At 66.1% G+C, this 23,658-nt stretch carries 20 protein-coding genes; 14 read left to right on the plus strand and 6 right to left on the minus strand.

The genetic code is table 11. The features are described 5' to 3' along the window. Positions 1 to 164: 164 nt before the first annotated feature. The 7 genes from JX001_RS06010 to JX001_RS06040 all read left to right on the plus strand — a co-directional run bounded on the left by JX001_RS06010 (position 165) and on the right by JX001_RS06040 (position 7,703). The gene (locus JX001_RS06010; RefSeq protein ID WP_205682728.1) at positions 165 to 3,440 is read left to right on the plus strand and encodes a TonB-dependent receptor domain-containing protein; all 3,276 of its coding nucleotides are present in this window, start codon (positions 165 to 167) and stop codon (positions 3,438 to 3,440) included. A 144-nt stretch (positions 3,441 to 3,584) separates the two neighbouring features. Next, entirely contained in the window at positions 3,585 to 3,920 is a 336-nt protein-coding gene (locus tag JX001_RS06015) for a PadR family transcriptional regulator (protein ID WP_091749647.1), read from the plus strand. Continuing rightward, positions 3,917 to 5,065, plus strand: a complete 1,149-nt coding sequence (locus tag JX001_RS06020) for an HAAS signaling domain-containing protein (protein ID WP_241004778.1) — start codon at positions 3,917 to 3,919, stop codon at positions 5,063 to 5,065. Before JX001_RS06015 ends, JX001_RS06020 begins: the two co-directional genes overlap by 4 nt. 73 nt (positions 5,066 to 5,138) lie before the next feature. Beyond that, the gene (locus tag JX001_RS06025; RefSeq protein ID WP_205682729.1) at positions 5,139 to 5,840 is read left to right on the plus strand and encodes a hypothetical protein; all 702 of its coding nucleotides are present in this window, start codon (positions 5,139 to 5,141) and stop codon (positions 5,838 to 5,840) included. Then, on the plus strand, positions 5,833 to 6,042 hold the full coding sequence (locus tag JX001_RS06030; protein WP_066623588.1) for a helix-turn-helix transcriptional regulator: 210 nt from the start codon (positions 5,833 to 5,835) through the stop codon (positions 6,040 to 6,042). Before JX001_RS06025 ends, JX001_RS06030 begins: the two co-directional genes overlap by 8 nt. 58 nt (positions 6,043 to 6,100) lie before the next feature. Then, positions 6,101 to 7,192: a bifunctional transcriptional activator/DNA repair enzyme AdaA gene (locus JX001_RS06035; protein ID WP_205682730.1), complete on the plus strand. Its 1,092-nt coding sequence runs from the start codon at positions 6,101 to 6,103 to the stop codon at positions 7,190 to 7,192. Further along, positions 7,176 to 7,703, plus strand: coding sequence for a methylated-DNA--[protein]-cysteine S-methyltransferase (locus tag JX001_RS06040; RefSeq protein ID WP_241004779.1), 528 nt, complete (start codon positions 7,176 to 7,178; stop codon positions 7,701 to 7,703). Before JX001_RS06035 ends, JX001_RS06040 begins: the two co-directional genes overlap by 17 nt. Here the strand turns inward: JX001_RS06040 and JX001_RS06045 are convergent. Continuing rightward, positions 7,700 to 8,512, minus strand: coding sequence for a tetratricopeptide repeat protein (locus JX001_RS06045; RefSeq protein ID WP_205682731.1), 813 nt, complete (start codon positions 8,510 to 8,512; stop codon positions 7,700 to 7,702). The two genes, JX001_RS06040 and JX001_RS06045, sit on opposite strands and share 4 nt — an antisense overlap. 80 nt (positions 8,513 to 8,592) lie before the next feature. Then, the gene (locus JX001_RS06050; protein ID WP_241004780.1) at positions 8,593 to 9,303 is read right to left on the minus strand and encodes a LamG domain-containing protein; all 711 of its coding nucleotides are present in this window, start codon (positions 9,301 to 9,303) and stop codon (positions 8,593 to 8,595) included. A gap of 109 nt (positions 9,304 to 9,412) precedes the next feature. Between JX001_RS06050 and JX001_RS06055 the strand changes: the two genes are divergently transcribed. Beyond that, positions 9,413 to 9,811, plus strand: a complete 399-nt coding sequence (locus JX001_RS06055; RefSeq protein WP_112863624.1) for a host attachment family protein — start codon at positions 9,413 to 9,415, stop codon at positions 9,809 to 9,811. Between the two features lie 35 nt (positions 9,812 to 9,846). Here the strand turns inward: JX001_RS06055 and JX001_RS06060 are convergent, their stop codons facing one another. Further along, the gene (locus tag JX001_RS06060) at positions 9,847 to 11,772 is read right to left on the minus strand and encodes a methyl-accepting chemotaxis protein (RefSeq protein WP_205682732.1); all 1,926 of its coding nucleotides are present in this window, start codon (positions 11,770 to 11,772) and stop codon (positions 9,847 to 9,849) included. Positions 11,773 to 11,841: 69 nt separating this feature from the next. Then, positions 11,842 to 13,356: a threonine ammonia-lyase, biosynthetic gene (ilvA, locus tag JX001_RS06065; RefSeq protein WP_205682733.1), complete on the minus strand. Its 1,515-nt coding sequence runs from the start codon at positions 13,354 to 13,356 to the stop codon at positions 11,842 to 11,844. Between the two features lie 190 nt (positions 13,357 to 13,546). On the opposite strand from ilvA, the gene nadA reads away from it, so the two are divergent. From nadA to nadC, 4 genes are read left to right on the plus strand one after another with little or no spacing between them, the layout of a single operon-like run. After that, positions 13,547 to 14,638, plus strand: a complete 1,092-nt coding sequence (nadA, locus tag JX001_RS06070; RefSeq protein WP_241004781.1) for a quinolinate synthase NadA — start codon at positions 13,547 to 13,549, stop codon at positions 14,636 to 14,638. A gap of 58 nt (positions 14,639 to 14,696) precedes the next feature. Then, positions 14,697 to 15,569, plus strand: a complete 873-nt coding sequence (locus JX001_RS06075; protein ID WP_205682735.1) for a metalloprotease — start codon at positions 14,697 to 14,699, stop codon at positions 15,567 to 15,569. Further along, the gene (locus JX001_RS06080) at positions 15,566 to 17,080 is read left to right on the plus strand and encodes an L-aspartate oxidase (RefSeq protein WP_205682736.1); all 1,515 of its coding nucleotides are present in this window, start codon (positions 15,566 to 15,568) and stop codon (positions 17,078 to 17,080) included. The genes JX001_RS06075 and JX001_RS06080 overlap by 4 nt, the downstream gene beginning before the upstream one ends. Further along, positions 17,077 to 17,934, plus strand: coding sequence for a carboxylating nicotinate-nucleotide diphosphorylase (gene nadC / locus JX001_RS06085; RefSeq protein ID WP_205682737.1), 858 nt, complete (start codon positions 17,077 to 17,079; stop codon positions 17,932 to 17,934). Before JX001_RS06080 ends, nadC begins: the two co-directional genes overlap by 4 nt. 21 nt (positions 17,935 to 17,955) lie before the next feature. Here the strand turns inward: nadC and JX001_RS06090 are convergent, their stop codons facing one another. Continuing rightward, the gene (locus tag JX001_RS06090) at positions 17,956 to 19,017 is read right to left on the minus strand and encodes a cell wall hydrolase (RefSeq protein ID WP_205682738.1); all 1,062 of its coding nucleotides are present in this window, start codon (positions 19,015 to 19,017) and stop codon (positions 17,956 to 17,958) included. 513 nt (positions 19,018 to 19,530) lie between these two features. Here JX001_RS06090 and JX001_RS06095 point away from each other — a divergent pair. Further along, positions 19,531 to 19,716, plus strand: coding sequence for a hypothetical protein (locus JX001_RS06095; protein WP_017504724.1), 186 nt, complete (start codon positions 19,531 to 19,533; stop codon positions 19,714 to 19,716). A gap of 245 nt (positions 19,717 to 19,961) precedes the next feature. Then, positions 19,962 to 20,318, plus strand: coding sequence for a DUF6481 family protein (locus JX001_RS06100; protein WP_205682739.1), 357 nt, complete (start codon positions 19,962 to 19,964; stop codon positions 20,316 to 20,318). Between the two features lie 63 nt (positions 20,319 to 20,381). Here the strand turns inward: JX001_RS06100 and JX001_RS06105 are convergent, their stop codons facing one another. After that, on the minus strand, positions 20,382 to 23,636 hold the full coding sequence (locus JX001_RS06105; protein ID WP_241004782.1) for a PAS domain S-box protein: 3,255 nt from the start codon (positions 23,634 to 23,636) through the stop codon (positions 20,382 to 20,384). Positions 23,637 to 23,658: the final 22 nt, after the last annotated feature.

Genomic DNA, 23,658 nt, shown 5'->3' on the forward strand with positions numbered 1-23,658 from the left:
AGTTTACAAAAATTGGCGTCGGACCCACCCAAATGCGACGTGAATGTGGCTCATCTGCTACGGTGATGTCGGATTTCAAACACATCTAGGATTTTTTTGTGGCGTGTCCTGCATTCTTCTGCATGACAGTCCTGTGAAGGTAATTCATTGAGGGGTCGAAAAGCATGCATATTGACTTGAAATCTGGCCGGACACTGCGACGTGGTCTACTTGCGGGCACTGTGCTTGCCGGCGTGCTTGGGACAGGCGGCGCTGCGATAGCCCAGAACGATTCCTCTAGGTCGCAGACGACAGAAGTTGGCGAGATTGTGGTCACAGGGTCGCGTATACGTCGCGACGCCACAAATGCTCCGACGCCTTTGATTCAGATCGGGCAGGACGAAGTCCTGCAATCGGGCGAGGCCAACGTCATCGACTTCTTGGCCGACATTCCAGCGCTGTCGTTTTCTCAGGTGCCTGAGGACACCACGGGCTCAAACCTTAACGACGGCGGCCTGTCGCTTCTGAACCTGCGCGGCTTGGGTTCGGTTCGCACGCTTGTGCTAGTCGACGGCCGCCGCCACGTAGGTTCTTCGCCCGGTTCTTTGTCGGTCGATGTTGACACTATCCCGCGTCTGCTAATCGAAAATACTGAGGTGATCACGGGCGGGGCCGCGGCCGTATATGGCGCCGATGCCGTTTCAGGCGTGGTCAATTTCACCCTGCGAAAGGACTTTGACGGCCTGGAGGTTGATGCCGCATTGGCCGAGGTCAACCAAGATGGTCAACTCAGCGAACGCTTGTCGGCTCTGTGGGGCAAGAACCTGCTTAACGATCGACTTAACGTCTACGTTTCGGGCGAGTACCAGCGCAGCGATGAGGTGTTGGACCGGGATGTAGATTGGCGGAGGGAAGCTTGGGGCTTCATCAGCAACGACGCGGACCCTTCGTCGGCGCCCAGCGATGGTGTTATCGACCTGATCCTAGTCAACAATCTGCGAACCTATATCCGCGGCACCGATCGTGGCGGCATCACCATTCTGGCAACGGGTGTCCAGCGTAGCCCGGTCAGCGACCCAGACGTTCCATTCGCCACCTGTCCGACGACCTCTTTCTCATCGAACTGTTTCTCCGTCGCGCCGACCAACAATCCGAACAACAGCTATCTGTATACGGACGACGGCGCATCTCAGCCGGTTGTTTTCGGCCCGATCCGGCAACAGACCGGCTTCTCGCGCACGACCAGCAACGGCGGATTGGGTCAGAACCCCAATACAGAACAGGGGCAGAACAGCCGTTTGCCTGAATCAAAGAATTATCGCTTCCAGTCCGGCTTCAACATGAAGTTGACGGACACGATCGAAGCCTTCGGAGAGGCAAAGTACGTCAAGGAGGAGACGTACGACGCCGGCCAACGGGTCTTCCACGACTTCAATATCCGACAGTTCGCGCCCGGCACGGTGGGCGCAATAACGGCCACATCGGCTTTCGAAATCGGGCTGGACAACGCCTATCTGCCCACCGACGTCCGCCAGGCAATCCTGAACAACCGGCGCCAAGTCTACAACTCAGCCGGAGTTTTGACAGGCACGGTGCTGGACCAGCGAGCCCAGCACAAGCTGTACGGACCGGAGAGGACCCAGGAGAATACCCGCGAACTGCAACGCTATGTCCTGGGTCTGCGCGGCGACGCGCCTGACTTTGGGCCTCTGCGGAACATCCGCTGGGAGGCCGGCTATACGTATGGCCAGATGGACAATGAGAATGTCGAGCTAGGCGTTGACATTGTCCGTTATCAGGCTGCGGCGGACGCGGTCATTGACACCGGCGGCATCGTCAACGGTCGCCCTGGAGAAGTGGTTTGCCGTGTTCAGCTGCTGAGCAAGCAGGGTATCGCGGTGCCTGACGCAACGCTGGGCGGCGTAAGCTATTCGCGACAAGGCGACGTCATCAACAATTGTGCGCCTGTTCGCGTCTTCGGTCCTGGCGGTTTCTCGCAAGAGGCGCTGGACTACATCCAAGCTTCTATAAAGGTGGAAGACCAGAACAAGCAGCATGATTTCGTTGCTTTCACCGGCGCTGATCTCTGGGACTTCTGGGGGGCAGGTCCGATAGGTGCAGTCGTTGGCTATGAGTATCGTAAGGAGATCACCAGCGGTATTGGTCGGGATCGCGATCGAGCAGGCCGCCTGCTGTTCTTGAACAGCGGTGCGAACTTCGAGGAAGCGTCCTATGACACTAATGAGATGTTCGCCGAACTCCAGGTGCCAATCATGCGGGACACTTGGTTGGGCCGTTCGCTGGACGTTAGCGGTGCGTATCGCTACTCCGACTACTCCAACGTCGGCGAACAAGAGACCTACAGCCTGGGCCTGACATATCGTCCGGTCGACGAACTGCTGCTGCGGGCCACCACTTCGACAGCGATCCGCGTGCCGAACCTCAGCGAAACCAATGACCCGCTGAGCCAGACCTTCGCCAACGGCTTTAGCGATCCCTGCAGCGCGACAGTCATTAACAACTTGGCGGACCGAACGATTGCTAATAACCGGATCGCCAACTGCGGAGCGCTAGCGACTGCAGCCGGCCTGAATCTCAACTTCGCTGATCTGGCCGCTTCGAACGCCTACCTGCCCAACTACGGTAGCGGTTCGGTGTCAGGGTCGTCGGGTGGCAACCCCTTCCTGCAGCCAGAGACGTCCGAGAGCTTCACCTACGGCTTCGCCTGGACGCCCAAGTATCTGCTGCCCCGTCTCGCTATCGTGATGGACTATTACGATATCGAGATAAATAACGCGATCGCCTCGGTGTCGGCTCAGTCGGCGGCGAACCAGTGTGTTAGCGGTGACCAGATCAACACCGGAGCTTGCCAAACCCAAACTCGCGATCCGTCCACCTTCCTCGTAACCAACTTCATCGAAGGCTCGCTGAACTATGCGGCGCTTGCCGCTAAGGGTGTCGATTTCTCAGCCACCTGGGGTTCGGATTTGCCTCGGTTCGGTGGTCGCGGCTGGGGCTCCTTCCGTCACGCCATTCGTGGCAACTGGCTGATCGAGCAGGTGGACTACCTGAACATTGACGATCCGTCGGATGGCACCGATTATCAGGACACGGTCGGTTCGCCCCGCGTGCGTCTGCTGTCCACCTTGACCTGGTCGCCGACAGATACCTTGTCGTTCAGCTGGGATTGGGACTGGCAGGCCAGCCAGGAGATCGAGGATATGGATAACATCCTCGCCAACCCTGATCGTTATGAGACGATCAAGTACATTGAAACTGGTGATTTCAGTCAGCACGACTTCTCTGTGCGCTGGAACGTGCGAGACGACGTGACGCTCAGAGCGGGAGTGGTTAACGCCTTCGATGCAGAACCTGCACGTTGGCTCGGCAACACCAGCGCGGACAACTTCGACTTGTTCGGGCGGCGCTTCTTCATCAGCGCAAACTTCAAGAGCTTCTAAACCACTCAGACCGATCATCGCCTTGGGCGCGGAGGGCAACCTTCGCGCCCTTTTTCTTTGAGCGTTGACCGTCATCTTGACATCCTCACACAGTATGCCCCATACACTGTGTATCACACACTATGTGACGCACGGAGACGGCGAGTGAGCGAGAACGATGAGGCGTTGCTGTTCGAGAGCCTGCGGCTGGAGCTGCGGCGGGGGTCGTTGATCCTGGCCGTGCTGGCGAGCCTCAGGCGCGAGCAATACGGCTATTCGCTGCGGGTCGCCCTGGGCGAGGTCGGGGTCGAGATGGAGGAGAGCACCCTCTATCCGCTGCTGCGCCGGCTGGAGAGCCAAGGGCTGCTGGACAGCGAATGGCGCGAGGAGGAGCGGCGCAAGAAACGGTTCTACCGCCTGTCGCCGCGCGGGGAGGCGATGCTGGAACGGCTCGCTGTGGAATGGCGCGGCCTGTCGGCCTCGCTGGAGAAGATGCTGTGAACACCGGGAAAGAGGGAGAGACCGGCATGGACCTGGTCGAACGTTATCTGAAGGCCGTGGCGGCCCAGCTGCCGAAGGACAACCGCGACGACATCGTCGCCGAGCTGCGCGACGAGATCATGGGGCGTCTGGAGGCGCTGGAGGCTCGACTGGGACGGGCGCCCACCGACGACGAGGTCGAGGCCCTGCTGCGCGAGGTCGGCCATCCGCTGAGCGTGGCGGCGCGCTATCGCCCTGGACCGCATGCCCTGATCGGGCCTGAGCTTTATCCGTGGTGGATGTTCGGGCTGAAGGTCGGGCTGACGGTCATGGCGGCCGTCACCCTGATCGGTCTGGCGGTGCGGGTCCTGGTCGGCGACGTCTATGTGGGCCAGGCGATCGGGCAGGGGATCTCCAGCCTGATCAGCGGCGCGATCACGGTCGTCGGACTTCTGACCGCCGTCGGCTTCGTGCTGGAGCGGCAGTCGTGCCGCCCCGACTTCATCGCCAAATGGCGGGTCAAGGATCTGGGTGTGTTCGAGCTGGGGGGCGATTTCGACGCCGAACGGTGGACGACCCAGCGGATCGCCAAGGGCGAATGGTTCACCAGGGGCGCCGAAGGGGCCTCAAAGTCAGGGCAAGCCGTGCGCAAGAGCGCCGAGATGTCGCCCGTGGCGCGCGCGGTGGCCAGCGCCATCGGCTGGACCGTGGTGCTGCTGTGGTGGACGGGCCTGCTTCAGACGCGGCCGGTCTCGCCCGACGAGCTGTTCGGCGTGATCGACGGCGTCAACTACGGCCGAATCCTGACGGACATGATCAGCGTCGCCTATTGGCCGGTCGCCCTGTTCGCGGCCTGCCGCATCGGCTTCGACCTGATGCGGGCGGCGTCGGGCGGCAATGTGCGGCTGACGGCGCTGGGCGACCTGGCGTTCGGGATCGCCGCCGCCTGGGGCCTGTTGTGGGTCTGGTTCTGGTCGGCCCTGTCGCCGCTGATCTGGGTCGGCAGCGTCACCGATTTCGTGGATCGGATTCGGGTTCTGATCGGCCGCTCCGGCGAGGACGTGGGCGGGGTGGCGACGATCCTGATGGTCGTGGTCGTCTGGGCCTTCGCCGCAGAGGTGGTGCGGGTCATCCGGGCGGCAGCGCGACTGGTCGTCGGTCGATAAAGGCGACGCCCCCTCTTGACGGCGTGTAACCTATAGGTGATATGTCACCTCAAGGTTACTTCAGGAGGAAGTCGTGAACAAGGACGAAAACGCCGCTGTTATGCGGGTGCAGTCGAGCCGGCGTCGATACTGGTGGGGCGGCGTCGCCATGCTCGTCATCGGCGCCGCCGCCTTGGCCGGCGGAGCGGGTTTCGCGCTCATGCAGGGAACAGAGGGCGATCAGGCGACGACCGCGGGCGTGGCGGCGGGCTTCGGCTTCGGGCTGATGCTCATCGGGGCCATGATGGCCTGGTGCGGCCGCCCCGGTCAGCCGATCGATGTGGCGGAGAGCCGGGACGGCGCCCGCCGCGAAAAGCTGCAGCGGGGGCGTACGCAACAGCTGGTTCTTTACCCGTTGGTGCTGCTGCTGTTCATGGCTCAGGCGCATCTGGCCATGCAGCGGGTCTTGGGCGGCGACCACAACCTCGGCGCCTATGTGCAGATCCTGTTGCCGGTTCTGTACGGCTGGCTGATCCCTGTGCTCGTCATGGGCTGGGACTGGAACGCGCAGAAGAACCGCCGTCTAATGGAAGACGAGCTGACGCAGGTTCTGCGGGCGCGATCAATGATCCTGGCCTTTGTCGTGCTGATGGGCGGGGTCACCCTGGCGCTGGGTCTGGGTCTGTGGCGCGCGGACTATGGCGTGCTGGCCCTGCCCTATGTCCTGGCGCTGGGTGGGGCGTCGGCGGGCCTGCGGTTCGCTTGGCTGGACCGCGAGGCCGGTCGCGATGGGTGATCCCAGGCTCGGCTCGCGGCTGAAGGAGGCGCGCACCGCCGCAGGCCTGACGCAGCAGGGGCTGGCCGACAAGGCCAGCGTCTCGCGCAAGACCATCAATACGGTCGAGAACGGCGTCTTCGTGCCCTCGACCGTTCTGGCCCTTGAACTCGCCCGGGCCTTGGACACGACGGTGGAGGCATTGTTCTTCCTGAGAGAATGATCCGATCCATGTCCGAAAACCGCGAGACATCGTCGGGCGGGCGGCGCATTCTTGGGGCATGGATCAGTTGTTGGATCAGGAGGCGTGTTGGCGCGCCGTCGTGGCGCGGGACGCCCGTTTCGACGGGCGTTTCTTCACCGGCGTGACCTCGACCGGCATCTATTGTCGGCCTGTCTGCCCGGCGCGGACGCCGAAGCGCGAGAATGTGGTCTTTCACCCCAGCGCCGCAGCGGCCGAGGCTGCGGGCTTGCGGGCCTGTCTGCGGTGCAGGCCAGAGACGGCGCCGGAAATGGGCGCCTGGCGCGGCACGTCCAACACCGTCAGCCGGGCCCTGGCCCTGATCGAGGCGGGGGCATTGGATGTCGGCGACGCGGACGCGCTGGCGACACAGCTGGGCATGGGCGAACGGCAGCTGCGCCGCCTGTTCCGCCAGCATCTGGGCGCCGCCCCGGTCAGCGTGGCCCAGACACGGCGCGTCCTTCTGGCCAAACAGTTGATCCACGAGACCGACCTGTCGATGGCCGAGGTGGCGATGGCGTCGGGTTTCGGCAGCGTGCGACGCTTCAACGAGACGTTTCAGGCCCTGTATGGGCGCGCACCGTCCGACCTGCGGCGTCGCAAGGTCGAGGCCGAAGCGGGCGGAGTGATCAAGATCGGCCTGTCCTACCGCCCGCCCTATGATTGGGACGCCATGATGACGACCTTGGCGACGCGCGGCGTCGCTGGCGAGGCGGTTGTCGATGGCGTCTGGACCCGGCGGCTGCGCCCCGACTTGGATGGCACGGAGGGTGTGGTGACGGTGCGCCCCGCCCAGCCGGGCAAGGCGGCGGTCGAGGCGCGGATCGACAATCTGAAAGCCTTGCCGGGCGTGCTGGCGCGGGTCCGACGGGTGTTCGACCTCGCCGCCGATCCCGAGGCGATCACGCGCGACCTGTCGAACGACCCCGTTCTGCACGCCGCAATCACAGCCAGGCCGGGGTTGAGGCTCGCGGGCGACTGGATCGACACGGGCGAGGATGCGCCCAGCGACCGGCTGACGACGACGGACGCCGCTCTGCTGGCGCGCGCCGAGCGGTGGCGGCCGTGGCGGGCCTATGGCGCACTCTACTGGGCCTTAAACGAGGAGCGGCGAGATGACCAAGCAGCCTGACATGCACCTGACCCTGGATCGCATCCCGTCGCCCGTCGGCGAGGTGTTGGTCGTCACCGACGCCGACGGCGCGGTGCGGGCATTGGACTTCCACGACTACGAAACCCGTCTGCGCCTGCTGCTGCGCCGACACTACGGTGAGGTCGTGCTGACCGAAGGCCGCGCGCCGGAGCCCGTGCGCCGGGCGGTCGAGGCCTGGTTCGGCGGCGACCTGACCGCCTTTGACGCGATCACGGTCCGCACCGGCGGCACGGATTTCCAACGCGCCGTGTGGAAGGCCTTGCGCGACATCCCGACCGGCGAGACCCGCACCTATGGTCAGCTCGCTGCGGCGATCGGCGCGCCAAAGGCCGTCCGCGCCGTGGGCCTGGCCAACGGCGCCAATCCGGTCGGCGTCATCGTGCCATGCCACCGCGTGATCGGAGCGAACGGGACGCTGACCGGCTATGCCGGCGGGCTGGAGCGCAAACGCTGGCTCCTTGCGCATGAAGCGGGCGGCCGGCTCTTTTAGCGAGTTGGTGGGGCAGGCGACGGTGAAAGAGGAGAGATCACCTGGGGCGCAGTTGGCGATGCGCCGCCCTTCAGCTCAGCGATATATTCCAGTTCGCGTTTGGCGTTTGCGTCATCGGGATCGATTTTGAGCGCGGCCTCATAAGCGGCCTTCGCCTCGTCCAATCGACCCAGTTCGATCAGGCTAAAACCGCGCCGGCGATGGAACGGGCCGCGATGCAAAAGCATCAGCATATCGTCGTCCGCCAATGCGGCGTCAGCCAGAACCAAGGCGTCGTTCCAACGTCCCAGCCCCTGCAGGGCGGCGGCCTTTTCGACAAGCAACAACCAGTTTTTCGGCTGTACCTTCAGCACGCGATCCAGATAGCTGATGCCCTCTTCGTACCGACGCGCCTCGACGGCTTCCGAGGCGAGCATCAGGGCGATGTCGCCATAGACGTTGGGCAGCGCCGTCGCGCCCTTGGCGCCGCTTCCATTCTTCCCGGCGGCTGCCGACAGGCCGACCATCATCAGCAGCACGTCGCCGGGATCGGAGACTCTTACAACGTGCTGGCCTGCTTGCTCGACTAACTGTCCATAATCCGCAGGCATTCGATCCAGCGCCTGACGAAGCGCGGGAAGACGCCGGGCGAGAGCGGGATAGCCCCGTCGTTGAAAGTCGGTGTTGGCCTGAACGAAAAGGTCATGATCTCGGGCTTCCTGACGCGACATCTGCGGCGTATCGGCGACGGTTGCCGCAAAAGCCGGCGCGGGGGCCGTCGTTAAGGCAGCCGTCGACAGCGCCAGTGCTGCAGCCAAAATTCTCAGCATGATTGTTCGCTCCCCATCGGTCGTATGACCATAGGCGCAACCTGGGGGATTTGGCGAGGCTTGGCGCTCGGCGCCTGTCGTTAGCCCCGCGTGAACCGTTCGGGCGGCAGGGCGGCGTGGGTGAAGCGGGCCTGACGCACCGCGCCTTTGAAGTAGTTCACGCGGTTGATGCGGCAACCGACCGAGGCGCGGCCTGGCCCTTGCGGCGTGAACAGCAGCGGGTGCTCTCCCTGCAGAACGCCGTCGACATAGGCCCTGTACAGGACGCCGTCGAAGGTCTGGGCGACGTGGAACCACTGTCCGCACGGATGGAGCCGCTCGGGGAAGATCAGGGTGTGGTTGTATCCGGGGCCGCGCGTGAAGGCGTCTAGGTACCAACGATCCTGAACCACGCGTATCTCGAACAGGAAGCGCGTCTGCGACGGTGGCTGACCGGCCGGCGCCTCTTCGGCGAGATGAAACCAGCGCTGTTCGAAGGCGCCGCCGTCGGGTCGGAACAGGGCCTCGAACGTAAAAGTCTCGGCCCCGGCCAGCGGATGCTGATCGATGAACAGGGCGTCGTCCACGCCGTCGAACTGAACCGCTCGGCCGAAGGGACTGTCGATCAGGCTCGGTGCGCCTTCGACACGGGTCTCGATCCCCCCGATGTCGGTCAGGCGATCAAAGGTCCATACCGACTGGCGCGGCGATGCAGTCGTCATGGTCGCGCACCCCGGCAGGATCACAGCCGCGGCGCCCGATGCGCCCAGGGCCATCAGGCGGCGGCGGTCCAGCGGCAGGACGTCAGGCATGGTTCATCTCCGGGCGGCTTTGTCGCGCGACACTATGGGATCGGGGGCGTGAGGCAACGGCCTGCGTCCCGGTTCGTTGTCTCGATCCCTACAGACTGGAGTATCGACGATGAAACTTTCCAATGGCGCGCTGGTGGCGGTGGTCGATGGCGAGAAGCTGGCCCTGTTCAAGAATACGAACGCCTCGGACATCAAGCTGACGCCGCTGGAAACTCCGGCTATCGCGGATCGGGTTTCGGGTTCGGCCGGCCGGCGATCCAATGAGGCGAACCCCGACAATGACACCCAGGCCGAGGACGGTTTCGCCATGGGCGTCGCCGAGGTGCTCAACAAATGGTCGGTCACCAACAAGATCGACGAACTGCTCGTGATCGCAGCGCCCAAGACGCTCGGCGAACTGCGCAAGCATTGGCACAAGGACCTTCAAGGCAAGCTGGTCGGCGAGATCGCCAAGGACCTGACCGGCCATTCCAGCGATCAGATCGCTGCGGCGATCGACAAGGCGTGAAGACAGACGGGCGCTGCGCGGCGCACGTCCCTTGATCAGGCGGCGCGTCTCGACTGCGCCGTCTGACCCAAGTCAAAGCGGCTGATCAGCCCCTCCAGTTCGCCGGCCTCGTTCGTCAGGGCGTGGCTGGCGGCGGTGGATTCCTCGACCATGGCGGCGTTCTGTTGGGTGAACTGATCCATCTGATTGATCGCCACATTGATTTCGCCGATGCCGACAGACTGTTCGCGCGTCGCGGCGGCGATGGTGCGAACCAGGGCGTTGGCCTCCGCCACCTGGACAGCGATGGCGCTGAGGCTATCGCGCGTCAGCGACACCTGATCGGATCCGCGCTGCACATTGCTTTGCGACAGGGCGATCAGCGCCTTGATCTCTTTTGCGGCGCTGGCTGACCGTTCGGCTAGGCCCCGCACCTCGGAGGCGACGACGGCGAAACCGCGTCCGGCTTCCCCGGCTCGCGCGGCCTCGACGCCAGCGTTCAGGGCCAGAAGGCTGGTTTGGAAGGCGATCTCGTCGATCACGCCGACGATCTGATTGATCTGGGTCGAGGACTGCTCGATCTCCGACATGGCGCCGATTGCGTCGTGGACGACAGCTTCGCCCTTGTCGGCCGCTGCCTTCGCCGCCTCTGTGATGTCGCGGGCGCGCTCGGCGTTTTCGGCGCTGCTGCGCACCGTCTGCGTCAGCTCGTCCAGTGCGGCGGCGGTCTGCTCCAGACCGGCGGCCTGCTGTTCGGTCCGGCGCGACAGGCTGTCGGCGGCGGCGGCGATGTCCTGGCATCCGCCGCGCATCGACTGGGCCGTGGTCCAGATGCCGGTCATCGTCGTGTGCAGCTGGTGCAAGGCGGCGTTGTAATCTTCCGGGATGCGACGCGTGTCTGCGGTGAAGCCCGCCTCCGGCATCCGCCAGGCCAGTTCGCCGGCGGCGAGACGCGACAGACCTTCGCCCAAAGTCTCGACGGCGCGGGTTTGCGAGGCGGCGAAAAGCTCGGTCTCCTCGGCGTGCCGGCGACGATCGGTTTCGGCGGCCGCACGCTCGCGTTGCTGCTGATCGCGACGCGTCAGACCGTCGGCAAGCTCGAGCCGGAAACCTTCAAGCGCCCGCGCAATCTGGCCCAGTTCATCGGCCTTGTCCGCACCGGCGACGGGAATGTCATAGCGTCCTTCGCTCATGGTCCGCACATCGGCCGTCAGACGCGCCAGCGGGCGTCGGATCAGACGGTCGCTGGTGACCAGAAGGGCGGCGATGATGGCGGCGATGATCAGGACGCCGCCGACCAGAAGCATCAAGGCCAGCTGGCGCGCGGGGGCCTCGATCGTCTTGACGGGGATATCCAGGCCCGCGACGCCGATGATGCGGCCGTTGGCGCGCACCGGATAGGCGACCGAAGTCATCGCCACCTTGCCGCCGCCTATGCTTTCTTCATAGGGCTCGACCACGACCGGCGCGCCGCTGGCCATCGGCTCGGTGTAATAGGCCTGTTCGAAGTCCGATCCGTCAGCCTCGGGCTCCATCGCGATCTGACCGTCACGGCGCACCCAATAGATCGAGAGACGACCGTTGACGTTGGAGCTGGTCGCCGCATCCCCGCGGTGGGCGGCGTCGGCCCCCACGGCGTCCGGGGCGGCCATGAACCAGGCGCCCATGACCTGATCGGTGGCCTCCGCGTTCGGCTTGACCAGGGCCAGATAGGCGGCGCGATCCGTCAGGCCCTTCTGTCGCGCCGCGCCCAAGGTGGCAGCCAAGGTCTTGGCGCCCGTGCCGGCCGAGACGATCTCGTTGCGGATCTCTTGCGAAGCCTCTTGCGCAGCGCTTTGGGCGTATCGGCCGGCCATGTCGCGGACGATGGCGCCGGAATAGGCCGTTACGCCGACGGCGGCGACGATCATCAAGGCGCCGATGGCGAGGCCCGCTACGACGGCGAGCTTCAGGGCGATGGACAGGCGATTGAACGCAGACATGACGGGCTCCGTAGGCCTGCGCTTATGCGCCCCGTTACCCAAACACCCGGTTAAGGCGGCGCTACGTAGTCACGCGCCGTCCAGAAACAGCCGGCACGCCGGGTTGGCGGTCTCGTCGACGTAGGGGTAGCCAAGATCGGCCAGAGCGGCGGTCAGTTGGGCTTGTTCCTGGGGCGGCACGCTGATGCCCGCCAGCACCCGGCCGACGTCGTCGCCGTGGTTGCGATAATGGAACAGCGTCATGGCCCAGGCGGGCTGGAGGCTGTTCAGGAACCGCAGGAAGGCGCCGGGGCGCTCGGGGAACTGGAAGCGCAGGATGCGTTCGTGGGGCAGGCCAACGGTGCGGCCGCCGACCATGTAGCGGACATGCAGCTTGGCGGTCTCATTGTCGCTCATGTCCTCGACGGCGTAACCGCCCGAACGCAGGGCCGCGATCAGGTCGTCGCGCTCGTGCGGACCGTTTCGCAGGGCGACGCCGACGAAGATTTGCGCCTGCCCGTCGCAGGACCAGCGATAGTTGAATTCGGTGACCGAACGGCCGTCCAGACTGTCCAGGAATCGACGGTAGTCGTCGCGGTCGTCCTTCATCGCCACGGCCAGCAGGGCCTCGGCGCCCTCGCCGATCTCGGCCCGTTCGGCGACGTGACGCAGCCGGTCGAAGTTCAGATTGGCGCCCGAGTTCACAGCGATCAGACTGCCGCTTCCGGGGTGGGCGGCGGCCCAGGCCTTCAGCCCCGCCAAGGCCACGGCGCCCGAGGGCTCGGCGATGGCGCGGCTGTCGTCGAAGATGTCCTTGATCGCAGCGCAGATGGCGTCGGTGTCCACCAGCACGATCTCGTCCAGCAGATCCTTGCACAGGCGGAAGGTCTCGGTCCCGGCTCGACGGACGGCGACGCCGTCGGCGAACAGGCCGACCTCGTTCAGGGTCACGACCTGACCCGCGTCGATGGCGGACTTCATCGTCGGAGCATCCACAGGCTCGACGCCGATGATCCGGGTCTCGGGGCGCAGGAATTTGACGATGGCGGCGACGCCAGCGGCCAGGCCTCCACCGCCGATGGGCACGAAGATGGCTTCGATCGGATCGGCGTGCTGGCGGGCGATCTCGAGGCCCACCGTGCCCTGGCCCGCGATGACGTCGGGGTCGTCGAAGGGATGGATGAACGCCGCGCCGGTCCGGCCCTCCAGCTCACGGGCGTGGGCATAGGCCTCGTCGAAGCTGTCGCCGTGCAGGACGACCTCGCCGTCCAGGGCGCGGACGGCCGCGACCTTGATGCCGGGTGTGGTGGTCGGCATGACGATGGTGGCGGGAATGTTGCGGCGTGCGGCCGCCAGGGCCACCCCTTGCGCGTGATTGCCGGCCGAGGCGCAGATGACGCCCCTGGACAGTTCGTCCTCCGATAGGCCGGCGATCTTGTTATAGGCGCCGCGGATCTTGAACGAAAACACCGGCTGCAAGTCCTCGCGCTTCAGCAGAACGGGCCGGTCGAGCCGCACCGAGAGGCGGCGCAGCGGGTCGAGAGGCGTCTCCTCCGCCACGTCATAGACGCGGGCGGTCAGGATGCGGCGGATGGTGTCCTGCATGGAAATGTCGTGAATAGGCGCTTAGGGGCAAAGAAGTGGGCTGCCATCTAGGCGATATCCGCCCGCTTGGGAACGGTTGTTGCAAATCGCGATCGTCTGTGACTTGCACGGAGAGGTATGCATTTCCTCTTGCACAGCGCCCGCATCGGCCTACATTGCGCCTGCTTATGCTAAATGTGAGCATAAGGGTATGGAGATGATCATGGCTGACGGCGCCTTTGGTCTGACGAAAGAGCTGGAGCGGGAAACCGCCGGGGTGTGGGCCAAGGTCAAGGACCACGTCACGCCGCTGGAATGGCCTGCGCAGGCGCGCCTGATCAGCGAGATCAACCGGCTGAAGCGCGAGCGCGACGCGGTGATCCTGGCCCACAACTATATGACGCCCGAGATCTTCCACGGCGTCGGCGACTATGTCGGCGACAGCCTGGGCCTGGCCAAGGAAGCTGCACGGTTGGACGCCAAGGTGATCGTCCAGGCGGGCGTTCACTTCATGGCCGAGACGTCCAAGATCCTGAGCCCGGAAAAGACCGTGCTGATCCCTGACCTGCGCGCTGGATGCTCGCTGGCCTCGTCGATCACCGGCGCGGATGTGCGGCTGATCAAGCAGCGCTATCCGGGGCTGCCGGTCGTGACCTATGTGAACACCACCGCCGACGTGAAGGCCGAGACCGACATCTGCTGCACCAGCGCCAACGCCGTTCAGGTGGTGGAATGGGCAGCCAGGGAATGGGGCGTGGATCGGGTCATCCTGATCCCGGACGAGTTCCTGGCGCGCAATGTCGCGGCCCAGACGACGGTCGGCATCATCGCTTGGAAAGGCCGCTGCGAGGTGCATGAGCGGTTCACAGTCGCCGATATCGCCGAGATGCGCGCCGCCTATCCGGGGGCCGAGATCCTGGCCCACCCCGAATGCCCTGAGGACGTGCTGGCGGCGGCGGACTTCGCCGGCTCGACGGCGGCGATGACCGACTATGTCGAGGCGCGCCGGCCCAAACAGGTGGTGATGATCACCGAATGTTCGATGGCCTCGAACGTCGCTGGCGACGTGCCGGGCGTGCAGTTCATCGGCCCGTGCAACCTGTGCCCGCACATGAAGCGGATCACGCTTCAGAACATCCATGACTGCCTGCTGAACATGCAGTTCGAGGTCACGGTGCCGGCCGACATGATCGAGCGTGGACGCCTGGCGGTGCAGCGAATGATTGACCTGCCGCCGCCCGCCATTCCCGCGCGCTACGACCTGGTCAAGGCGCGCCACCACGTCGATGTGGAGCTGATCTGAGCGTGACGCGGCGATCGGTCCCGGCGACGGGACGGTCGTCCGCGCCCATCTGGACGCCATGAGCAACACAGACACCACAGATCAGACGCCTGACCGTACACTGGGCCGCACGCCGGGACCTTGGGACGCCAAGCCCGAAGCGACATCGGCGCGTGCAACCGCGCCGGCGCCCGCAGCCGAAGCGCCGGTCGAGAAGGACCAGAGCCTAGTGTGGGCGATGCTTTCCACGGCGCTGATGGGCGGCTTCTTGTGGTGGATCACGGGCAGCGCCATCGTGGCGGGCGCGGTGCTGATCGGGCTGTTCGTCCATGAGGCGGGTCACGCTCTGGTGATGAACAAGCTCGGCATGGGGCCGGCCCGCATCTACATCATCCCCTTCCTTGGCGGCCTGGCCAAAGCGCGGCGTGAGCCGAAGAGCGAGTGGGACGGCGTGCTGGTCTCGCTGGCCGGGCCGGCGTTCGGCTTGCTGGCGATGATCCCCTTCGTCGGGGTCCGGATGGTTCTGGGGCAGGGAGAGTGGCTGATGGGCGCCTTCTTCATCGCCATGCTCAATCTGGTGAACCTTGTGCCGGCGCCGCCTCTGGATGGATCCAAGGCTCTTGGCCCGGTGCTGACGCGTGTTCATCCGCGTCTGGAGCAGATCGTGCTGCTGGTCATCGGCGTGGCGGTGGTCTGGTGGGGGCTGACGACCGGGCGCTTTATCTTGGCCGCCTTCCTGGCTCTGTCGGTGTTCAGCCATCTGAAGCGTGGCGTCTGGCGCGCGGCCTGGGGCACGCTGAGCTGGCCCGAGGCGGGCAAGAGCCTGGCGCTTTACCTGCTGACCCTGGCGGTGTGCGCGGCGGCGGCCGTCGGCGCCCTGATGCCGATGACCGGGGGCGATCCGGCCGGCTCGGTGCAGTTGGGCCTCAACTACCTGGGCTTTGGACGATGAACCGAACGCGGCATGACGGACCTCTGATCGTCGGGGCGGGCCTGGCGGGGCTGTCGGCCGCGCTGGAGGCGGCGAAGGCCGGCGCGAAGGTGCTTGTCGTGACGCCCGAGCCCTTGCTGAACGCCTGTTCGTCGGCCTGGGCGCAGGGCGGGATGGCGGCGGCGCTGACAGGACAGGACACGGCCGCATTGCACGCCAGGGATACGGAGGCAGCGGGCGCGGGTCTGGTCGAGCCGGTCGCGGCGCGCGCCCTGACCGACGCCGGGCGCGAGACGGTGGAGTGGCTGGCGGCCCTGGGCGCGCCGTTCGACCGGGATGCGGACGGCGGCTTCGTTGTCAGCCTGGAGGCAGCCCATTCCGTTCCTCGCGTGGCCCGGGTCGGCGGCGACGGCGCGGGCCGGGCTATCCTGTCTGCCGTCGTTGCAGCGGTGCGAGCCGAGAAGTTGATCGAGGTCTGGGACGACGCGCGGCTGAAGGCCCTGTCGCAGGACGCGGACGGCCGAGTTGTCGGGGCGGTGGTCGTGCGCGGCGACCGCCTGGTCGAGATCACGGCGACGGCGGTGGTGCTGGCCACGGGCGGTGCGGGCGGTCTGTTTGTGGCGACCACGACCCCGGCGGCGCTGAAGGGCGAGGGGATGGCCCTGGCCGCGCGAGCCGGCGCGGAAATCCTCGATCCGGAGTTCGTGCAATTTCACCCCACCGCCATCGACGTGGGGCTGGACCCCGCCCCCCTGGCTACAGAGGCCTTGCGGGGCGAGGGCGCGCGACTGATCGATGGTCAGGGGCGGTTCCTGCTGGGTGACGAGGCCGACGCCGATCTGAAGCCGCGAGACGTGGTTGCGCGAGCGGTCCATGCGGCGCGCGCCGACGGGCGAGGGGCCTTTCTGGATGCGCGGGCAGCGATCGGGGACGAGTTTCCCCACGCGTTTCCCGCCGTCTTCGCCGCCTGTATGCGCGCCGGGCTAGACCCGCGTGTCAGCCCGATCCCGGTGATGGCGGCCTGCCACTATCACATGGGCGGGATCACCGCCGATGCGGACGGACGCACGACGGTTGCGGGCCTCTATGCGGTCGGAGAATGTGCGGCGACCGGCGTGCACGGCGCCAACCGGCTGGCGTCCAACTCTTTGCTGGAAGCGGCGGCCTTCGGTCGGCGCGCGGGCCGGTCGGCGGCCCAGGAAGTCGTCGGCGGCCGCCCCTTGGCGGCTGATATCTCGCCTGACCTGCCGGATGCGGCGATGGCCGAACTGCGGACCGCCATGACGGCGCATGCGGGCGTGGTGCGCGATGCGGCGGGGCTGCAGACCCTGACTGCCCTGATCGACCGGCTCGAGAGCCAGCACGGGCCGGCGGCCGTTCTGTTGGCGGCGAGGCTGATCGCCCAGGCGGCGCTGGACCGGCATGAGAGCCGGGGCGGGCACTACCGGTCGGACTATCCGCAGACGGATATGGCGGCGGTGCACACGCGCGTGCGGATCCCATACCCGGCGGCGTTGGAGGCGGCGGAATGAGACGACTTCCAGAAGTCCTGATCGAGCCTGTCGTGCGGCTGGCGCTTGCCGAGGATCTGGGTCGGGCGGGCGATGTGACCGCCATGGCCTGCATCCCTGAGGATGCGCGGATGAAGGCGGCCTTTGCGGCCAGGAAACCCGGCGTGCTGGCCGGCATCGACTGCGTGCGCTTGGCCGTGCTGGCCATGGATCCCAAGGCCTCGGTCGATTTGCGTTTGAGAGACGGCGACGCCTTCGAGGCCGGCGAAGTGCTGGCGGTGGTCGAGGCCGATGCGCGGGCCTTCCTCTCGGCCGAGCGGACGGCGCTCAATCTGGTCGGACGGCTAAGCGGCGTAGCGACCTTGACGCGCACCTATGTCGAGGCCGTCGCCGGGACCAAGGCGCGGATCGCGGATACGCGCAAGACCACGCCGGGGCTGCGCGCGCTGGAGAAGCATGCCGTGGCCTGCGGCGGCGGGATCAACCATCGCTTCGGCCTGGATGACGCCATCCTGATCAAGGACAACCACGTCGCCGTCTGCGGCGGCGTCGTCGAGGCGGTGCGGCGGGCCAAGGCCTTCGCCCCGCATCTGATGAAGGTCGAGGTCGAGGTTGATGGGTTGGATCAGCTGGACGCCGTATTGGCCGTGATCGACGAGGGCGCGGCGCCCGATGTCATCATGCTGGACAACTTCAGCCTCGACGACCTGCGCGCCGCCGTGGCGCGCGTCGCCGGGCGGATCGTGCTGGAGGCCTCGGGTGGGGTCGATCTGACGACGGTGCGCGGCATCGCCGAGACGGGCGTGGACGTCATCTCGGTCGGCGCCCTGACCCATTCGGCGCCCGTTCTGGATATCGGCCTGGACGCGCTCTGACGGCTTGCAGGCCTCCGCCGATCAAGCGGGGCTGGAGGCCGTCTCGGCGACGTCGGTCCTGGCCGAGGTCTCGTTCGCCCGTGCAGGGCGCGAAGCCGATTGGGCCGCGGCGGCGCGCGGGGCGGCAGGCGAAGGCGTCGTCGACTGGGCCGTCGGCGCGGGCAGGGCGCGACCTTCCTGCGCCAGCACCATCGAATAGGCGACCGCCTGTCCGGCCTGACGCGCGGTTTCGACCGGGTTGAGCCCGGCCTGGATCAGGCGCGGCTGGTCCGCCGGCGCCGCGCGACGGGCGGCGTAGGTGAAGGTCCCGCCGGTGCTTGAGCGGCCGCCGAAGCGATAGAACAGATGGCTGCCCACCTGGCTGACCTGCACCAGCGACGAACGCCAGCCCGGCGTCACGGCGGTGGTGTGGAAGTGGGTCGCATTGCCGACGCGCGAAAAGACCGACCCCGACATGGCGTTCGAGGCCACGGTCCTGGCGCGGTTCCAGGCGGCGTGGTTGACGCGGCCGCGCATTGCGCCCGAGCAGGTGAAGGAGAACTGGCAACCGGTGCTGCGCGCCGCACCCTGGAAGACGACGCCGCAGACGGTCTTGGGGAAGGCGGGGTGGCGCACGCGGTTCAGGACAACCTGGGCCACGGCCTTCATGCCGTCGGCGCCCTCGCCACGGGCTTCATAATAGACGGCCTGGGTCAGGCAATCGAGATCGCGGCTGGCGTCCAGGGCGTTGGCGACGCGGAAGGCGGGCGCGGCGGTAGGGGCGGTCAGGCTGGCGCGGCGAAGATTGGGATCGCCCGGCGCGCGGAGCTGTTCGAGACGGGCGGCCAGCAGTTCGGCCTGGCGATCGCGCTGGGCCGAGCCTGCGCTGGTGTAGGGATCATGACGGCGCGCGATGGTCAGGGCGCTGGCGTCGAGGCCGCCGGCGGCGGCGGCGAGGGCTTCTTCAGTGAAACCGGCGGCGGTGGCGCCTTGAATCCGTTCGGCCTGGGCGCGCAGCGTCGTCGCGCGCGCCGTCGTGCCGCCCAGATAGGCGCATCCGATCGCCAGTCCCATCAGACCGCCAAAGGCTGCGACAGCCGTCATGGGCTTGATCTTGGCCACACGATCGGCGCGCAAAATGGCGCGCGTCTGCGAGGAATGCGACAACGAGGTAGTCCTGTTCAGCAGGGCGAGAAACGCGGCCCCCGGGGGTAGTCTTGCCGGCGAGGCGACCCATTGTGGTCGCGGTCCAGCCTGCAAATTCCGGCGCTCGGCTCACTGGCCCGGGCGTCGAGGACGGGCCTTTAGCCAGCCTTTTATGGCGTCAATGTGTTCGATTCGCAATCCGATGGTTAAGCCCTCAGATTCGACAGGTATTTTTTAGTCGCGAAGGCCTGTGTGGCTGCAACATGGCGATGACGGCGCAATCAATCGTCTGAATACTGTATCCGACTACAGTTGGACTTGTCGTGTGTGGTTGTGCTGCGGCGCAGCAGACTAACGGCATGGTTCAAAACTGTTTAGAATTATGACGGCCGTCCAGCAGGGAACTAAAACCGAAGACAGGAACCGCAGCCTCGAGTTTGCGTTCAAGCGTGGCCTTTCGGAGAGAAGACCATGTCGAAGATCATCGTTCTGACCGCCGCCGTGGCGACGGCGCTTACGCTGTCCGCCTGTGGCGCGACCATCGAACAAAAGGCCGCCAGCGGCGCGATCGCCGGCGCGGTCGTCGGCGGGCCGGTCGGAGCCGCAGTCGGCGGCGCTGCCGGCGCTGCTGTCGGTCAGGCGCAGAAGCCGAATTAAGATAGCTATGGTGATGTGTGTTCATAACGCCGCGCTTGCGATACGGGCCACGTCGCCTATCTGATCAGAGTGTTGCGGCCACGCCGCCGCGACGCTCCAAATGACGCATCGGGCCGATTTGCGGGCTGCGAACCTTGATTTTCGCGCGCTTATCGGCTTTGTGCGCCCCGCTTCGGGCCGTGCGTGACGCAGCCCGACCCCCGACGACCGCCCTGGTCGCTCACAAGGAACCCTGACGCTTTCGCATGAAAGATCTGAAGACCGGATTCTCCGACCGCATTACCGCCCAGCAAGAGGCCAAGAAGGCCCTGCTCGCCAAATTCAAGCCCAAGGCCGCCGCACCCGATCCCGAGTTCGAGCGTCTGGCTGAAAAGCGCGCCGCCGAAAAGGAAGCCCTGCGTCAGCAGCACGAGCTGGCCAAGGCCGAGCTGCGTCGCGAGAAGGCCGAGAAGGAAGCCGCGCGTCTGGCCGCCGAACTCGCCGCCCAGGAAGAGATCGACGCCGAGAAGCGCGCCGACCGCAAGGCGCGCAAGCAACTGACCAAGGAAGAGCAGAAGGCCAAGCGCGACGCGCGTTACGCCGCGCGCAAAGCCCGCCGCTAAATCCAGCTGCGGCTCCAAACAGATCGACGCGCCGCATCGCTGCGGCGCGTTTTTCTTTGGCCGTCAGGTCCCCGATGCGTTGGTCGTCGGCGCGGCGCTGAGGCGTTCCAGAAGATCGCGCAGCTGATCCGACGAATAGGGTTTGCGTAGCAGCGGCCAGGTCGTGTCGGCCAGCACGGCGTCGACATCCTCGCCGACGTAGCCCGAGGTCAGGGCGATCCGCAAATGGGGCCATTCGAGCGCGGCGGCATGCGCCAGCTCCACCCCGCTCATGCCGCCCGGCATGACCACATCCGTCAGCATGACGTCGAACCTGTCGGCGTTCAGAAACTTCAGCGCATCGTCGCCCGTTTCGGCCCAGTCGACCTCCAGGCCGAACCCTTCGAGGATTTCCAGCGCGATCGCCGCCACGCCTGCATCGTCTTCCACCAGCAGAACCCGCCCGCCCTCCATCAGCGCATGGTCGCCTGCGACAATGAGGATCGGGGCATTGGCGGCGTCCTCGATGGAAAGCGGCGGCAGGTAGATGCAGATTTCGGCGCCCTGTCCCCGCTCTGAGAAGATCTGAACGCCCCCGCCGGACTGGCGCGCAAAGCCGTAGACCTGGCTCAGCCCCAGGCCCGTGCCTTTGCCGACGCCTTTCGTCGTGAAGAAGGGTTCGAAAACGCGGTCTCTGATGTCCGGCGACATGCCCTCGCCGTTGTCGGACACGGCGACACACACATATTCGCCGGCGGGCAGTTCGGCGACCTGACCGTCCTCGACCTCGCAGATCCGCGTCTGGACCGTGATGCGGGGGTCTGGGCCCTTGGCTCCGGTGACGTCGCCCAAGGCGTCGCGGGCGTTGACGATCAGGTTCAGCAGCGCGGCCTCGAACTGGGCCGGATCGACATTGGCCCGCGCACCGCCGCGCTTCAGCTTGACCTTGAAGTCCACCGCCTCGCCGACAGCCCGGCGCAGCAGCGGTTCGCTCTCGCGGATCAGGGCATTGAGATCGATTGGCTCGGGCCGCAGAGCCTGACGACGCGAGAAGGCCAATAACTGATGCGTCAGGCTCTCGCCCCGACGCGCCGCCGCCAGCGCCGCCTCGCCCAACTTCCTGCGCTTGGCCGCATCGTCGCTGCGCAGGATGATGTCCAGGGCGCCGATCACGACGGTCAGCAGATTGTTGAAGTCGTGCGCCACGCCTCCGGTCAGCCGACCCACCGCCTCCATCCTCTGGGCGTGGACCAGCTGGGCCTCGGCCTGAGCCTTTTCGATCAGGGCCGCATCGACCCGTTCTTCAAGAAGCTCGTTGATCCGTTTCAGATCGTCCTCGGCCTTCTTGGCGTCGGTGACGTCCAGACAGGCGCCCACGTAGCCCTGGAACACGCCGGAGGCGTCGAAGCGCGGCACGCCTTCGGTTCGCAGCCAGCGCGGGCCGAGCGTCGGATGATTGATCCTGGTCAGGGCCTCGAACCGGTCCCGCGCCTCGAACGCGCGCATGAAGGCGGCGGCGAAGACGCCTTCATCGTCCGGGTGGATCAGTCGCCTCCAACTGTCGGGCAGATGCGCGTCGGCCTCCACGCCGAAGAAGGTGCGGTAGCGCCTGTTGGCGAATATCATCTGGGCGGCGTCGTCGCTCATCCAGATCAACGCCGGCGCGCTGTCGGCGACGGTGCGGAAGCGGTTCTCGGATTCTTCCAGCTTGGCTTGCGCGACGCGCATGTCCGTGACGTCGAAGGCCACGCCGACGAAGCCGACAATGTCCTGTCCCGCCAGCCGCGGACGAGAAAACGACTTGAGCCAGCGCCACTCGCCGTCATGGCGGCGGTAACGCGCCTCCATAGAGAAGGGCTCACAGGTCGCTTCTCCAGCGACCGATTCCGTCAGAATGCGGTTCTGATCCTCGGGGTGGAGCGCAGCGCGCCAATCTAGGTTGAGGACGGTCTCATAGTCAGACCCGTAAAAGTCCACATAGGCCCGATTGACGAAGGCGCGCGTGCGATCCTGGTTGGTGACCCAGATCAGCACCGGTGCGGTGTCGGCGATGGCGCGGAACCGCTGCTCGCTTTCACGGGTCTCGTTTTCGGCACGCGCGCGTTCGACCTCGGCCCAGGTCCGCGCGGCGACCTCTTCAACCAGACTGACCTCAGCCTCGGTCCAAGGCCTCGGGGCGGCGGAGTGGAGGTAGAGGAAGGCGCGCAGACGTCCGGCCCGGATCAGCGGCGCGCGGATCAGGGCGCGGGTCTGGATGTCCTCGAACGCCTTGGCGGACGCCGTCGTGCGTGCGTCCTCTCTCACGTCGTCGATCTGGATCGTGCGGCCCTGATTGAGATCCGCGATCAGGCCTTCGCCAAAGGCGTTGAGATCGAATTGGCCCTGAGCGCTGATTACGCCTGCGGTCCAGTCGCGGCTCATGGAGACGACACCGGCCGTCTGGTCGACCTCGCCGTAACCCACCCGGTCAACCTTCAGCAGCGCGCCCAGCGCGCTCTCGACCTCGGCCATGATATCGTCGGGATCGGTCAGGTCGCGCAGGCGATCGCTGAGATCCAGCAGGAAGGCTTGTCTGCGTTCGGCCTGTGCGGCGCTTTGCAGAGCCTCGTGCGTCTCGGTCACGTCGAAAGAGATGCCGGCATAGCCCATGAAAGCGCCTTGGCCGTCGAAGCGGGGTCGCGCGATGGCCCGCATCCAGCGCCAAACACCGTCGCGATCCCGAACCCTCGCCTCCATCTCAAAGGGCTGGCGTCCGGCCGCGCCCGCGTTTTCAGCAGTCTTCACCTGCTCCAGATCGTCGGGGTGGACGGCCGACCGCCAGCCGCCCTGTTTGAGCGCCTCCAGGCTCATGCCATGCAGGTCGAACAGCGCTTCATTGACGAACTCGAACTCGCCCTGGGCGTCCATCAGCCAGATCGGCGAAGGGGCCGTGTCCGCCAGCTGTCGAAAGCGGGTTTCGCTTTCACTCAGTCGCGAGATGGCGCCTCGCAACGAGGCGCCGATGGCGGCGATGAACAGGCCGACCAGCAGGAAGTTCCAGGTCGCTGTGCCGCCGACGGCCTCTAGAATACCGTCATGGCCGGTCGCTGTGACGCCCACGATCGCCCAGCCGCCGCCCGTGCAGATGACAAGCGCCGCCAGGGCCCCGGTCCAGCCGCCCGCCAGCGCCGCAAGGGTGACGGCCGGGAGCAGAATGGTGAAGCCTGTCAGATCCCCATAGAGGGGTGACGCGAGCGCCCTCAACGCCAGACCCAGCAGCGCGAATCCCGCGCCGACGAGCAGACGGTGAGTGAACGAGGCCGTCGGCAGGCGCGCCAGGCCGACCAGCCAGCGATCCATGCCCGCGATCCGCCGTTTCGAT

The sequence above is a fragment of the Brevundimonas fontaquae genome (genome assembly GCF_017086445.1).
Lineage (GTDB): Bacteria > Pseudomonadota > Alphaproteobacteria > Caulobacterales > Caulobacteraceae > Brevundimonas > Brevundimonas fontaquae.

Coding starts and splice junctions, on each gene's coding strand:
- JX001_RS06040 (WP_241004779.1), top strand. CDS start 7,176: ATGACCAAGCAGCCTGACATGCACCTGACCCTGGATCGCATCCCGTCG.
- JX001_RS06045 (WP_205682731.1), bottom strand. CDS start 8,512: ATGCTGAGAATTTTGGCTGCAGCACTGGCGCTGTCGACGGCTGCCTTA.
- JX001_RS06100 (WP_205682739.1), top strand. CDS start 19,962: ATGAAAGATCTGAAGACCGGATTCTCCGACCGCATTACCGCCCAGCAA.
- JX001_RS06010 (WP_205682728.1), top strand. CDS start 165: ATGCATATTGACTTGAAATCTGGCCGGACACTGCGACGTGGTCTACTT.
- JX001_RS06035 (WP_205682730.1), top strand. CDS start 6,101: ATGGATCAGTTGTTGGATCAGGAGGCGTGTTGGCGCGCCGTCGTGGCG.
- JX001_RS06105 (WP_241004782.1), bottom strand. CDS start 23,636: ATGGATCGCTGGCTGGTCGGCCTGGCGCGCCTGCCGACGGCCTCGTTC.
- JX001_RS06080 (WP_205682736.1), top strand. CDS start 15,566: ATGAACCGAACGCGGCATGACGGACCTCTGATCGTCGGGGCGGGCCTG.
- JX001_RS06060 (WP_205682732.1), bottom strand. CDS start 11,772: ATGTCTGCGTTCAATCGCCTGTCCATCGCCCTGAAGCTCGCCGTCGTA.
- JX001_RS06095 (WP_017504724.1), top strand. CDS start 19,531: ATGTCGAAGATCATCGTTCTGACCGCCGCCGTGGCGACGGCGCTTACG.
- nadA (WP_241004781.1), top strand. CDS start 13,547: ATGGAGATGATCATGGCTGACGGCGCCTTTGGTCTGACGAAAGAGCTG.
- JX001_RS06050 (WP_241004780.1), bottom strand. CDS start 9,303: ATGCCTGACGTCCTGCCGCTGGACCGCCGCCGCCTGATGGCCCTGGGC.
- JX001_RS06075 (WP_205682735.1), top strand. CDS start 14,697: ATGAGCAACACAGACACCACAGATCAGACGCCTGACCGTACACTGGGC.
- nadC (WP_205682737.1), top strand. CDS start 17,077: ATGAGACGACTTCCAGAAGTCCTGATCGAGCCTGTCGTGCGGCTGGCG.
- JX001_RS06090 (WP_205682738.1), bottom strand. CDS start 19,017: ATGACGGCTGTCGCAGCCTTTGGCGGTCTGATGGGACTGGCGATCGGA.
- ilvA (WP_205682733.1), bottom strand. CDS start 13,356: ATGCAGGACACCATCCGCCGCATCCTGACCGCCCGCGTCTATGACGTG.
- JX001_RS06055 (WP_112863624.1), top strand. CDS start 9,413: ATGAAACTTTCCAATGGCGCGCTGGTGGCGGTGGTCGATGGCGAGAAG.
- JX001_RS06030 (WP_066623588.1), top strand. CDS start 5,833: ATGGGTGATCCCAGGCTCGGCTCGCGGCTGAAGGAGGCGCGCACCGCC.